Below are 13,169 nucleotides of genomic sequence, written 5' to 3'. Positions count from 1 at the left end.
CTTTTAGATCCTGATACGCTTCCTCCATTCCCTTGGCGATGGGGGTCCAGCCAGTGGGTTTAAACTGGTCTAAAGCTTGGTTGAACTTTTTTTCGGAGTAGGCGGAACGCGGATAAACTTCCTCGGTACTGGCACAGGACTTGGCCTTGTCTTTTTCCTGGTTGCTCCCTTGATGTCCGTAGACCCTTAAGGAGACCTGGGCATGGCTGGGCAGGGAGCTGGCAAAGCGTTTGATAGCAGCCTTAGCCAGATCCATTTTCACTCCGCCATCCACGGTGCCGGCCATGCTTCCGCTGGCATCCAGCAGAATGGTGACATTGAGGGGTTTTTGTTTGGGTGCTTCTTTGGCTTCGGGATCATCCGGAGTTTCCCTATCCACCACGAAACTGGTATCAAAATGATCCAGATCTTCGACTTCCTTCTCGTAGTTTTCCGCCAACAGGTAGACCAGATGTTTATAGTATTCTTCCGCCGATAAATCCTTCGGCAGTTTTTTTATGTATTGGTTTACTTTTTGCTCGTCATAATTTTTACCGGCATATTTCCCCGGTCCTTCCTTGAGCATCCCTTCCACGGTCTCTGCCGGCTCCGGAATTTCGGTTTTTTTCTTTTCCGGTTCCGCTTCTTTTGCTGGAGAGGTGCACCCCACTATCAACACAAAAGATAAGATGAGCGCGGTTATTTGCCATTGAATATTCATCGAACCCACTCCTCATTTAAACAACCGGCAGTATGTGACCGCAAGAATGTCACATACTGCCAAGCAATGATTTAAATTATTAACCTTCAGGTTTCTCTTCCTTGTTGTCGTCACCATTTCCGTTGGTTTTCTCCACATTCCCCGATTTTTCAACTGTATCTATAACCTTTTGTTTTAACATACCACCTACTGAGTCTTTCCCATCACCTTTAAACGCCTGCAACAATAGTGCAGCAAATGCGGCTCCGACGGCGATAATCACCACATATTCCAGGGTCGGAGACCCTTTCCGACTTTTTAACGGTTTCATGGTCGGCAAATACTCTTTTACAGACGTCCAGCGCAATTTCCACTTCATTTTGTTGTCCAAAAGACTTCCTCCTTTGGTTTGTTTAGAATAACCTGTATAACTCCAATAATGAGAACAACTCCACCTAATCGCGGCCTTCCTCACCTCCCTTCAAATCATTTACATTCCGCCAAAAATATCTCTGGCGATGAAATAGCTATATACAATTGACCCCAAGATCAACAACATGATCGAAGGAGCAATGATCAGACCACTGACTAAGGAAATTTTTGGGGCCGCTTTCCCGGCTGCCTCTTTGGCCTGTTCGGAGCGCATGCGGCGCATTTCCTCCGCTTGCTGGGCAAACGTCTGGGCAACCGGGGTTCCCAGATTGTGTGCCTGGATGAGTGATTGGATTAAGGCTTCTAATTCAGTGGAGGTAATTCGCTTCATGAAGGCACGGTAGGCGGTCTCCCTCTGCACCCCAAAGCTAATCTCTTGATTGAGCCGGGCAAATTCCTCACTGAGCGGCCCTTTGTTGGTGCTCACATAGTAATGTAAGGCATCATCCATCCCCATCCCGGCTTGTAAGGTGATGCTCATCATGTCCAGAAAGTCCGGCAACTCGTAACGAATTTGTTCCTGGCGCCTTTTGGCCATCATTCGGATGACCGTGATGGGCGCCATATAGCCCAAAAAAGGAGAAAAAACACATAGTATGACCGCAAAGGGGAGGCCCAAGATGTAGTACATGATCCCGCAGATGAGCCCGATCAGAGCTCCTATGATTTTGGCACCTTGTAAACGATCCACTGTCATTCCATAGGGGTGTCCGGCTTTTACCAGATGATCCTCCAATTCCTCCGGGTCGCTCAAAATTTCAATTTTATGGCCGATAGGTGCCAGGTTATCCAACCATTTATGCAGGATTTCAACCCGTGAGTATTCCTTTTTGGTAAATTTCCACGGATTGATCCTTTGCAGCAAGTTTCCGTGCACAGTTTCCTGCTCTTTTCGATAAGATAGATAGTTTAAGCCGGCCACGAGTAAACAACACCAGGCCATAAATACGAAGAAATATAAAAATATCGTGGACATATCTATCAACCTACTCAAATACGGATGTCGGCAATCTTTTTAATAAAGATAAACCCAATCACTTGCAAGAAAATGAAAATGGCAAGCAAGATCATACCTTTCGGGTCCGTAAACATCTGAAAGAAATTATCCACCATTTGACTCATCATATAAACGATCAGTAAAGAGACAGCAGGAAGCAAGTACGCCGAATACCGCGCTTGTGCAATCGACGCTTCCACTGTTTTGTGGATAATTTTCCGTTCTTCCATGGTGGTAGCCATCTCCCCTAATACTTTGGCCAAATCTCCTCCGGCGCGCCGTTGGATAATCAGGGCGTTAATAAACACCTGAAGATCCCTGCTGGAGACCCGGGTCAACAGTTCATTTAAGGAAAGTTCCAAATCCCGCCCCAACCGTAGCTCATTTACTACTACCCCCAATTCATCTTTAATGGGGGAGGGGAGCTCCTTTACCACTAACTCCAACCCCTGCGGGATGGACAAGCCGGCTCGGGCTGCACTGCTGAGCAGGCGACAAGCTTCCGACAATTGGGCGTCCATTCGATGGATGTAAATATGCTTTCGTGAGTTTAAAAACAGCTTGGATAATAGGGGAGTTAAGCTTGTGGAGATGATCAAGCTTATCCACACCGGCGCATCCATTCCATAGTGGAAGAGAAAAATCATCATTACACCCAACAAAAACAGTACCGCCCCATATTCCGAAGGACGAAGCTTGACGCTGGCCCGCTTCAATTTGGGGGCCAGGTTTTTGGCCCACTGGGTTTGATCCAAGCGGTCCGCCAAATCATCCGACCAACCTTGAGTGGGGCCCTCAGCCTGAATCCATTTTCCCACGGCCTCATGGATTTGCTGTTTTTCCCTGTTGATCTTCAACCGATAATAGAGTGCCACCATTAAACAAAAGATTGCTGCTCCGCCCAACAGAGCGATTACCAATCCACTGTTCATCAGGGTTTCACCCTTCCACTGTTGGGACGGAATATGTTCGGATCGACTCCCACACCGTAAGCTTTCAACCGATTTAAGCAAGACGGGAGCTCGCCGGTCGGAGTAAAGAAGCCTTCCACCTTCCCGTCTTCCGATACATTGGTTTGCTCAAACCGAAAGATATCCACGAGCTTCACGGAGCCATCTTCTTTTTCCCGCATCTCGGAAACGGCCAGCATCTTACGTTGGCCATCCGGCAAGCGGCCGATTTGGACGATCCAATCAATCGCCCCGATAATATATTGACGAATAATCTCCGAAGGCAAGTCCATGCCGGACATCATCACCATGCCTTCCAAGCGACTTAATGCATCGTTGGGAGAGTTGGCATGAACCGTGGTGATCGATCCTTCGTGACCGGTATTCATCGCCTGAAGCATATCAAAAGCTTCTGCTCCCCGTACCTCTCCCACAATGATCCGATCCGGGCGCATACGAAGAGAGTTGCGAACCAATTGGCGAATGGTGACTTCCCCTCTGCCTTCCACGTTAGCCGGACGGGCTTCCATTCCGGCTACATGACCATGGGGAATGCGAAGCTCCGCCATATCCTCAATGGTAACAATCCGTTCATTTTCCGGAATAAAGCAAGCCAACGCGTTCAAAAGAGTCGTTTTACCACTGCCGGTTCCTCCGGAGATAATTACATTTAGCTTGGCTTTTACCAAACTAGTCAAAAACTGACCCATATCCGAAGTTAAACTTCCAAAGGAAATCAGATCTTCCATTTGTATCGGCTCTTTCCGGAATTTCCGTATGGATACCAAAGAGCCTTTAAGACTGATGGGGGGAATCACCGCATTCACCCGACTCCCGTCCGGTAACCGCGCATCCACCATCGGAGAACTGACATCGATCCGTCGTCCGATGGGAGCAACAATTCGGTCGATCACATGACGCAGGGCCTCTTCATCCCGAAATTGGATATCGGTTTTATGGAGTTGCCCGTTTTTTTCATAGAAAACTTCATAGGGGCCATTTACTACAATTTCTGTAATCTCTTCATCTTCCAACAAAGGCTCCAGTGGCCCGTAACCGACTGATTCGTCGATGATCCGACTAATCAGCTTGTTTCGGTCCTGTTGAGTAATAACGACCTGTTCATCCGCCAGATATCGACCGATCAGCCTGTCCAATGTAACTCGGAGTTCAGAGGATGGCATCTTTGTCAGCTTTTCCAGATCAGTTTCACGGAGAAGCCGGGCTTTAAAGTGCCTAGCTAATTGATCAATTCGATTTTCACCGATGGCTGGCGTATTTCGTTCGACCGCAGCCTGACGGGGAGAAGGCTTTTTTTGCTGTTGTTTTCTAGCTTGTGAAAAAAGCGACATCAGGACACCCCCTCATACTACGCCGATTGATTATTTCCTTGTCTGGATAACAACCAACTGGCTAATTTTTGAACATCCCGAGCAAAGTTTGGTAAAGCCCGTTCTCGGCGTGACTTGCGAATGAGCTTCCCCTTATTCAGCAATTGTTGAATCCGTTTATAATCCTCCCGAAAACTGGCGACTACAGGAAAAGAAAAGTGGCGGTTAACATCTTTAGGCATTAATTCCGTATCCCGACTAACTCTGTTTAACAAGAGGTGGAGACGGTCTGTCGGATCAATGTTTAACTTGGAAAAAAGATCCAGAACATTGCTTAATACCCGCAAAGACAACATATCCGGTACCATCACATAACTGATATGATCCGCTTCTTCCAAAACAGTATAGGTCATGGGGGTCATCTCGGTCGGAAGATCTATCAGAATATAGTCATAATAAAGGCGGGCCGTACGGATCAAACGTTCTACGTGTTCTTCTGTGATATTCTCGGCTGTCTCCGCATCCACTGGGCTTGAAAGGACTTCAATCTGAGAATACTCCTCCACAGATGTCACACTTCGGATATGGTTATCGTTCAACTCATTGATCACAGGCACAAGGTCATATAAGTTGCGGGGATTATCAACGTTAAGTATGGTTTCAATACCTCCGTATTGCATATTAAGATCCACTAAAAGCACACTTGAGCTGGAATCAAGCCCGATGGTCTGGGCGAGAGTTGAAGCAACTAAACTTTGTCCACAACCACCTTTGCCGCTGTAAAAAGCGATCACTTTCCCTTGAGCCCAAGCAAAATTAACTTCGACTTCATCACGAGAATCCAATTTGGTTTGAAGCGCCTTCACCGCACGGTTTAACACATCCTCCAAAGCATTAATTTCATCTGGAAGAAACAGAATATCAAAAGCACCAGCACGATTTACATCCCGTGTACGAACCGGATCCCTGCGATTCGTCAGATATATGGTTATGGCATCCGGTACTTCTTTTGAAAGGTAAGGAAGCAGTTGTACACCACTCCCATCTTTCCGTTCACAAAGCAACACGATATCTGGCTGTAAGCGCACGATTTCCTTTCGAACCTCATCTGGTTCGATGTGATGATGTTGAGGATACAAAGAACCGATCTGTTCTACAATATCTTCCGCCTGTGATGGGTCTTCACTAACGATAAGTAGTTTTTCTTTATTCCTCATGGAGCTGGAACCTCCAATCGAATCATCTTCTAGACTAAGGATGAGGATGATGAAATAAGTCCATTACTGGGAAGGAGCGGTACCGTCCCCTTCCTTCTGATTACCACCATTTTGTACCGGTTGCTCATCTTTATCATTTGCATTGGGTGACGGGTTTTGGTTGGGCAGGGTTTGTTTTGGCGACTGTCCACTCGACCCTTTCGATTGCTCACTCGGAGCTTTCAACACACGGATTGATATAGCAAAGTTCTCTTTATCGATCAATTTCTCCGCTTCTTTTAGCGATACCTCAACCCCAATCCCTGACCCATCTTCTGTCATCCCTACAATTGGAACATCTTTCAAAAAGGTGTAGGTCCCTTTTCCTTCTTCAGAAACAATAATATCCACGTGGTCATTAATATCCAGAGAACCATCAAATCTTAACCGGTCCGATCTGACAAGAGTAACCATTCTCTTATTTTCGGAGGAAAGAAAAGACTTCGTTTTTAAAACGTTATCAGTTAACACATCCCCTTCTGACATCGGTGCCACGGATATTAGTTGATCGATGGAATAAGTATACTCGCCCATCTCAACTGCTTTCAAATCGGTCACGATGGAATCTTGTACAAACTGTTCGGGGACCTTCATCGCCTCGAAATATTGAGCTTTCAAAGGCTCCCGTGGGGGGATAGTTTGTTTGGCGACCCAAACGGTAGCCCTGTCTCCCAATCTTGCGTCTACCGCACTAACCTTTTGTAGAAATAAAAACCCGGCTATAGCTGCTAAAGCTAAGGCCATTACTAAAAATATGAGTGCTCTACGCTTTGCATCCTGCATGATGGCATTCACCTGCTTACCTAAAGTATCGATCACCCAAATCCAAAAAATTGTTGCAAATACAGGAAAATCACGCCGTTCCGTTAATAAATAGGTTATAGAACGAAGTCAATATTGTCGCGATCAAAATAAACGGCGCAAAGGGAAATTCGCTTTTTCCGGTGACATGTTTCCAGCGAATCAGTTTTAGGAAGAGTATGTAGAATGCAGCGATCACATGAGACAGGATGAAAATCATCAGAAATGGTTCCCAACCGACAGCCAGGCCGAGCATGGCAAAGAGTTTGACGTCGCCACCACCGATGGAACGTTCTTGAGTGATGGCTGCAATGATAAAGAGAACAACAAACACCCCTACTCCTGTCAATAGGTAGGTCCACCACGGCTCTGGACGGTAAAAGGTGCGAATAAAGATCGCAACGATCAGGCCGATCAACACAAACCGGTCATAGATCAACCGTTCGCGGAGGTCGGTAACGGTCGCTGCGATAAGAAGAGCGATTAATGCCAAATAGAGAACATGTTCGGCCAATAAACTCACCTACACAAGAAAAGCATTCGAATTTGGAAACCATTGCTTATTGAGAGATTAATATATTCCCACCTTTCTGGCAAGAGTCTCTCGACAATTTACGACTTTGTGGCTAATACTTAAAACAATTTTAACAAAACACGTTTAACTACAACGTTCATAATACCCCATACACTCGCCCTTCTCTCCCAATTCAAGTGGCCCACGGCGATGAAATCCGACAGGGGTTGGTCTACGAGACGACATCTCCTCACCGTAAAATCACGATCAAAGCTCCCCAAATTATAATGCATTGGACCCATCCACTTACAAAAAACCCCCAACTCACGTTGGGGGCGTTCTCATGTAATCCGCCGATTATCTCCTCCCCCCGATACCGATCGCCATTCCTTCGCGGGTGGAGTCGGCGGCGCCGTGGTAGAGGCCGGTGTTAGGGTCGATGCGGATGGCTTGGACGTTGCCAATGGGGCGGGGGCTGGATTCAAATTGATGACCTTTCGCCTCCATGGCCTGTTGGACCTCTTTGGCGATGCCCTCCTCCCAGCGGATGGTGGGGTATTGGCTGGTGTAGATACGCGGTTCTTCGATAGCTTGTTTCAGCTCCATGTCGTATTCCAGGACGTTGAGGATGGTCTGGTAGATGGAGTTGATAATGGTCGGACCACCGGGGGAGCCGACGGTGAGGATCGGTTGGCCGTCTTTTAGAACGATAGTGGGGCTCATGGAGCTCATGGGACGTTTGCCCGGCTGAACTTCATTGGGGCCACCGGGGGTGGCGTCGAAGTCGGTCAGTTCGTTGTTCAGCATGATGCCGGTACCGGGGGCCATGATCCCGGAGCCGAAGACCTGCTCGATGGTGGTGGTGTAGGAGACCAGGTTGCCCCAGCGATCGGCGACGGTGAAGTGGGTGGTCTGGCCGATCGGCTTGGGATCCTTCTGCTCCACGGTCGGGGAGGGCTCTTCCTTCTCCTGGTACTTCCAGGGATCGCCCGGCTCCACGTCGGGGTTGGCCCGGTCCATAGAGATGCCGGCGGCGCGCTCCCGGATGTAATCCGGGTGGAGCAGGCCTTGTTGCGGCACGTTGACAAATTCGGGATCGCCGATGTAGGCGCCTCGGTCGGCGTAGGCCAGGTGGTTGGCTTCCGCCAGCAGGTGGTATTTTTCCCAGGAGAGAGAATCATAGGAACCCACGTTTTTTTCCTCCAGCAGCTTCAGGATCTGAAGGACGGTGATCCCGCCGGAGCTGGGAGGCGGCATGCCGGCAATCTCGTAGCCTTTGTAGGTTCCGCGGATGGGCTTATCCCAGGTGACCTGGTAACGGGCCAGGTCATCGACGGTCATGCTGCCTCCATAGGCCTGGACTGTCTCGGCGATCGCCTCTCCGATCTCCCCTCGGTATAAGGCATCCGCGCCCTGTGTAGCGATCTGGCGGAAGGTGTTGGCGAGATCCCTCTGGACCAGGCGATCCCCTTCTTGCAGGGGCTCGCCACCCGGCAGGAACACCTCTTTGGTGGCGGTACCGGAGAGTTTCCACTGGTTCTCCTCGATCGCATCGGCCAGCACCCCGTTGACTTTGACCCCGTTATCGGCAAGGCGGATGGCGGGTTGGATCAGATCAGAGAGGGGTTTTGTCCCCCAGCGGTCGAGGGCGGTCTCCAAGCCTTTCAGTGTGCCGGGCACCCCGACGGCGTTCCCGTGGGTGTGACGCTCCCGGAAGGGGATGGGCTCTCCCTTCTCATCGAGAAACATATCCGGCTCGGCTCCTGCCGGGGCGCGCTCCCGGCTGTCGACAATGGAGATGTCGCCGCTCTTTTGGTTGTACACTATCATAAACCCGCCCCCGCCGATTCCTGACATCATCGGTTCGGTGACATTGAGGGAAAACTGGATAGCGACGGCGGCATCCACGGCGTTTCCGCCCTGGCGCCACACCTGGGCGCCCACTTTGGAGGCAGCGGGATGAGAGGTGACCACCATCCCGTCCGCCCCACATCCACTTGGCGGGGATGATGGGCCGGTTTTTCAGCCTGAACCGCCGGCAGCATCCCTGTAAATAGCAAAAAAACCATCAACGTCAGGCTGAGCCCGCTGGTTATCCTTCGCGGCATCCGATCACTCCCTTGTTAAATGGTTTCGTGGAGCTCATCTTATATTCGGCACCGCATCCGCCAAACCCTTGAACCATACGGGCAGGAGATTCTCCGACCGATGGGGAAATAGAAACAGGGCATCGAGCGTACTGTCAACCGTATCTTTACCTTGTAACCATAATCGCTTCATAATGAAAGGTTAGGATGAACGGGAAACATGTTAGTAGAAAGGAAGGGGTTCGATGAAGATGAGCTGGCATCAACTGTTGACCGGTGTGGCGGCCGCCGGCGTGCTGTTCGCCGGTTTTTCCCCCGGGGCCGCCTTTGCCAAGGACAAGTCAAAGGACGTGCTCAATGTCGCCCACCGAGGAGCGTCCGCCTACGCTCCGGAACACACGCTCCCTGCGTATCAACTGGGGGATCAGATGAAAGGCGATTATATCGAGATCGATCTACAGATGACAAAAGACGGCCACCTGATCGCCATGCACGATGAGCGGCTAGACCGGACCACCAACGGCACCGGCCGGGTGGAAGATCACACCCTAGCGGAGATCAAGGAGTTGGACGCTGGCTCCTGGTTTAACGAGGCCAACCCCGAGCATGCTAAACCAGAATACGAAGGGCTGAAGGTGCCGACCTTGGATGAGGTCCTAGATCGTTTCGGCCCCAACAAGAAGTATTATATCGAAACCAAGGCGCCGGACGTGTATCCGGGGATGGAGGAGAAACTGCTGGAGACGCTGGAACGCCACGGGCTGCTGACGGAGAAAAAGCTGGCCAAGGAACACGTGCTGATCCAGTCCTTCAGTCAAGACAGCCTTCTAAAAGTCCACGACATGAACCCCGATATCCCGCTGATCCAGCTCCTCTCCTATCAAGCGCCGGCCAAGATCGATGATGCAAAACTGGACTACATCGAAACCTACGCCATCGGCGTCGGCCCCAACTTCGATCAAATCGATCGGCAATACGTGCAAAAGGTGCGCTCCCACGACTTGGAGATTCACCCCTACACAGTCAACGAAAAGGAAGACATGCGCAAGCTGATCGCCTGGGGCGTCACCGGCATGTTCACCAACCACCCCGACCGCTTGCATGAGGTGCTGAAGGGGAAATAAAAGCAAAAAACCAGCCGTGGCACGGTCCCCGGCTGAGTTTCTTTCGTATTTCAATTCGGTTTTCAGTCTATGCGAAATCCTATTACAGAGACTTTTAGCGGTTGAAATGCGCACCGGCTTCTCCTTGGAGATCATTCTGAAACGCCTATAAGATAAAATTTAGTTTACTTAAACCTAAGGGGGGGATTTGATTGATCCTGGGCAAACGATTATTATACTCTGGTGCAGTATTTATGACCGGTTTAATCTATGGTATGTTAAAATACGGATCAAGTGATTTTACACTCTTACTCATTATGAGTCTCTACACCACTGTTTTATTTTTTTTGGTTCTTTCCTGGATAAAGCAGATAAAAAGTGTTATTAATCGACTTAACCAGTGGGCTTCGGATTATAAATTATGGAAATTAGCTATCATAGTCATCAGTGTCGTGATTGTGTGGCCAATCGTTGGATTCTTATTGCTAATCCCTCTTGTAATTATTATCGACCTATTATAAAACGACAAGCCATACATAAAAGGAACCAACGGGACTTACATCTGCTGGTTCCTTTCGGTTTTGACAGGGACTGGAAAGTCTGTCTCCCTCTTTTCAACTACCTGATCACTTCAAGTTCAGACCAAAGCCCACTCAGCCCATATTTACTCATATAAGTTTCCAACAACTCACTATCCACTTTGTCACTTCTATCTGATGTTTCCCAAACCGTATTACATTCTTCACAGATGCCCCATCACTCTTTTAATTAGTTTCTACAATTTTTTGGTAACCATCGGCATGGAACAGATATCAAAGAACTTTATATGGTTCCTTCCCCAATGATATGTTAAAAGGGAACGGGGCATATTACCTGTTCATCCTGATGCGGCTAAAAATCCGGATCTTCCGCCTTGATCCATCCTGAATGGGCGAAAAGAACCAGCACAAACCAATTTGGGGAAATGATTTTCCAAGTGCCATTCCCGCAATCGCCCCTCCACCGGCTCCCGTTGCCACAAACCACAAAAAACAGGTTAACTAAGAGCGAGGCTCTAAAATCTCGGACAAAATGCGTTGGCGATAACGATGACCGATCCACCCTGCAAGGATTATTGGCACAAAAAAGAGTAATGCACCTAAAAAGGTCTCGCCATTCCCTCTCCAGGCAATCACAGCTGCGTAACCGGAAAATAAATCGAAATGGACAATTCCATAAATGACCCTCCATTTGAGTCTCCGATCCAGTCGTTTATAGTAACCGATCCCTGACCAAATTCCACTCACGATCAGACTACCCAGCAACACCCAGCCCCAGAAGGCGGAGGGTTCCGGAAACAGTGCTGCAAATACTCCCATAATCGAAAACACCCAAAAACCATGATAAATGTGATGGGTATTAACCAGCTGTTGTGACAAATACGAATCCCCCTATACTTAACTGAATAATCCTGTCACCGTATCCCACGCCTTCTTGGCACCCTTTTTCACCGTATCCGCTACTTCTTTTCCTTTTTCACGCCCCCATTCTATTGCTTTATTGGTACCTTTTTTAAGCGAATTAGTAAAGGCTTGACCTGCTTCTGTGTTTAATAGCCCCGTTATTACTAAACCAGCTCCAAAACCAACTGCGGTACCTAAGCCAGGAACCACAGATCCGATACTAGCACCAACATACGCTGCAGTTCCCGCACCAATAGCAGTACTCGCCACCCCTGCGGTGGCGCCAACACCAAAATCGACGATGAGATCGGCCGTCAACTTCGATTTATCCGAAATCTGGCCCCGTATCGTGCCACTCAGTGGCTGCCATGACGATGGTTTGAGCTGAATTAAATACACCACCGATTACGGCATTTCCTTTCGCCGCTTTTCCAACGCCTTGCAACTGTAACGGGGCACACCCTCGCCAATACTCCCCAATTTGAGCCTATTTTTTCGTACCACTTCAAAAACTTGTTCCCGGGTTTGTCCCATCCATGGAGGGAGATTGGTCGGTTTTAATTGATAACCGTTTGCCGCCGACAGCATGCTGGGAAGCCCTTTGATCCCATCAAAGATGCTTCCGGCATAGGTAAGAGCAGTGCAAATTCTATCATCATATTCCTCATCACAATCCTTCGGCCATTCGTCCTTCCCGTTACTTGATCCCCCACCTGAGTTTGCGCCACCCGATCGCTCTTCCCCCTCACGCTTTCCCGGATCTTCCGCTTGATAAGGATCGGACTGTTTATGTTCCGGCGCTTTATAGGGATCGGGCGATATATAAGTATCGTCAGGGGCTTCATAGGGCGCTGGCGGCTCCCAATCGGCTAACGCCACTCCGACAAAGGGACTGCTTAAACTGATGGCATAAAACAACAACAGGCTTAACGTGAAAAAACGAATGATCCGTTTATTATGCCACTCCATCTCTTCACCTCGGGAATGGTTCGCTCCTTTTTCTCAAATTGTTTTCGCTATAGTTATATAACCTCTGTACCAACTGCCCCATCTGACCAATCCAGATAGTAAAAAGAAACTGTAAAGAAAAGGATGGAGAAAAGAAGGGAATTGGTAATTATGACGGACACGTTCAAGATCAGATAAAACCCGGTAACTAAATAGAGTACAAAAAGGACTGCAAAACTGGTGATCAACCCAAGAACGGCAAACACAAACAACAAACCGAGCAATTTAAAAAAATGAGAGGACCCAAATGCAAAAGATTGTTTGACCCCCTGCAACCATGTTTTACCGTCAATGATAGCTGCATAAGAAATTCCGAGAAACAGAAGGAACAAAACCAAACCGGGAATAATCAACAGTAGTGAACCAGTCACAATGAGAAATGAAACAAAAAAACTCATCACGTAAATGGAAAGCATCGGCTGAAAAGCATCAGCCAATGTCTTTCCTAGCCGAATGTCCTCATTGCGTGCATATTGAAGAGCCATGCTGATAAAGGGGAGCTGAATTAAAAACAGAGCGATAAACATAAAGAAGGATTTGATCAATGCCGGCCAAAGGGGAATTCCCAA

13 protein-coding genes and 1 pseudogene are annotated in these 13,169 nt (G+C 48.6%); 1 reads left to right on the top strand and 13 read right to left on the bottom strand.

Going from position 1 to position 13,169, the window contains the following annotated elements; translation table 11 throughout:
- From BLP91_RS16170 to ggt, 9 genes and pseudogenes are all read right to left on the bottom strand, one after another.
- A partial coding sequence (locus BLP91_RS16170) for a VWA domain-containing protein (protein WP_143003592.1) occupies nt 1–700 on the bottom strand: 700 nt, incomplete at its 3' end.
- 79 nt (nt 701–779) lie between these two features.
- Nucleotides 780–1,070, bottom strand: a complete 291-nt coding sequence (locus tag BLP91_RS16165; protein ID WP_091573149.1) for a hypothetical protein — start codon at nt 1,068–1,070, stop codon at nt 780–782.
- 99 nt (nt 1,071–1,169) lie between these two features.
- Nucleotides 1,170–2,087 (bottom strand): type II secretion system F family protein, encoded by a 918-nt coding sequence (locus BLP91_RS16160; RefSeq protein ID WP_091573148.1) that lies wholly within the window; start codon nt 2,085–2,087, stop codon nt 1,170–1,172.
- A gap of 14 nt (nt 2,088–2,101) precedes the next feature.
- Entirely contained in the window at nt 2,102–3,040 is a 939-nt protein-coding gene (locus tag BLP91_RS16155) for a type II secretion system F family protein (RefSeq protein WP_091573147.1), read from the bottom strand.
- The gene (locus BLP91_RS16150; RefSeq protein WP_091573146.1) at nt 3,040–4,410 is read right to left on the bottom strand and encodes a TadA family conjugal transfer-associated ATPase; all 1,371 of its coding nucleotides are present in this window, start codon (nt 4,408–4,410) and stop codon (nt 3,040–3,042) included. Before BLP91_RS16150 ends, BLP91_RS16155 begins: the two co-directional genes overlap by 1 nt.
- Before the next feature lie 17 nt (nt 4,411–4,427).
- Nucleotides 4,428–5,606, bottom strand: coding sequence for a CpaE/TadZ family protein (locus BLP91_RS16145; protein ID WP_091573145.1), 1,179 nt, complete (start codon nt 5,604–5,606; stop codon nt 4,428–4,430).
- 63 nt (nt 5,607–5,669) lie between these two features.
- On the bottom strand, nt 5,670–6,428 hold the full coding sequence (locus BLP91_RS16140) for a CpaB family protein (protein ID WP_091573144.1): 759 nt from the start codon (nt 6,426–6,428) through the stop codon (nt 5,670–5,672).
- A 70-nt stretch (nt 6,429–6,498) separates the two neighbouring features.
- Complete coding sequence (locus tag BLP91_RS16135; RefSeq protein ID WP_176758062.1) at nt 6,499–6,960, bottom strand: prepilin peptidase; 462 nt, start codon at nt 6,958–6,960, stop codon at nt 6,499–6,501.
- 357 nt (nt 6,961–7,317) lie between these two features.
- Nucleotides 7,318–9,068 (bottom strand): annotated as a pseudogene (gene ggt / locus BLP91_RS16130) (gamma-glutamyltransferase).
- Between the two features lie 224 nt (nt 9,069–9,292).
- Here ggt and BLP91_RS16125 point away from each other — a divergent pair.
- Entirely contained in the window at nt 9,293–10,171 is an 879-nt protein-coding gene (locus BLP91_RS16125; RefSeq protein WP_091573142.1) for a glycerophosphodiester phosphodiesterase, read from the top strand.
- Nucleotides 10,172–11,190: 1,019 nt separating this feature from the next.
- Here BLP91_RS16125 and BLP91_RS16115 read toward each other — a convergent pair.
- From BLP91_RS16115 to BLP91_RS16910, 4 genes are all read right to left on the bottom strand, one after another.
- Nucleotides 11,191–11,568, bottom strand: coding sequence for a hypothetical protein (locus BLP91_RS16115; protein ID WP_091573140.1), 378 nt, complete (start codon nt 11,566–11,568; stop codon nt 11,191–11,193).
- Nucleotides 11,569–11,586: 18 nt separating this feature from the next.
- Nucleotides 11,587–11,910, bottom strand: coding sequence for a hypothetical protein (locus BLP91_RS16110; RefSeq protein WP_143003591.1), 324 nt, complete (start codon nt 11,908–11,910; stop codon nt 11,587–11,589).
- Between the two features lie 87 nt (nt 11,911–11,997).
- Entirely contained in the window at nt 11,998–12,561 is a 564-nt protein-coding gene (locus BLP91_RS16105) for a hypothetical protein (RefSeq protein WP_091573138.1), read from the bottom strand.
- A gap of 53 nt (nt 12,562–12,614) precedes the next feature.
- Nucleotides 12,615–13,169 (bottom strand): hypothetical protein (locus tag BLP91_RS16910; protein ID WP_218119258.1); only part of this gene is annotated, 555 nt, incomplete at its 5' end.

Origin of the sequence: Melghirimyces thermohalophilus, from assembly GCF_900102685.1 — a bacterium.
GTDB lineage: Bacteria > Bacillota > Bacilli > Thermoactinomycetales > DSM-45169 > Melghirimyces > Melghirimyces thermohalophilus.
The sequence above is the reverse complement of the archived record's forward strand: the minus strand, read 5'-3'. Positions and strand labels throughout refer to the sequence as shown.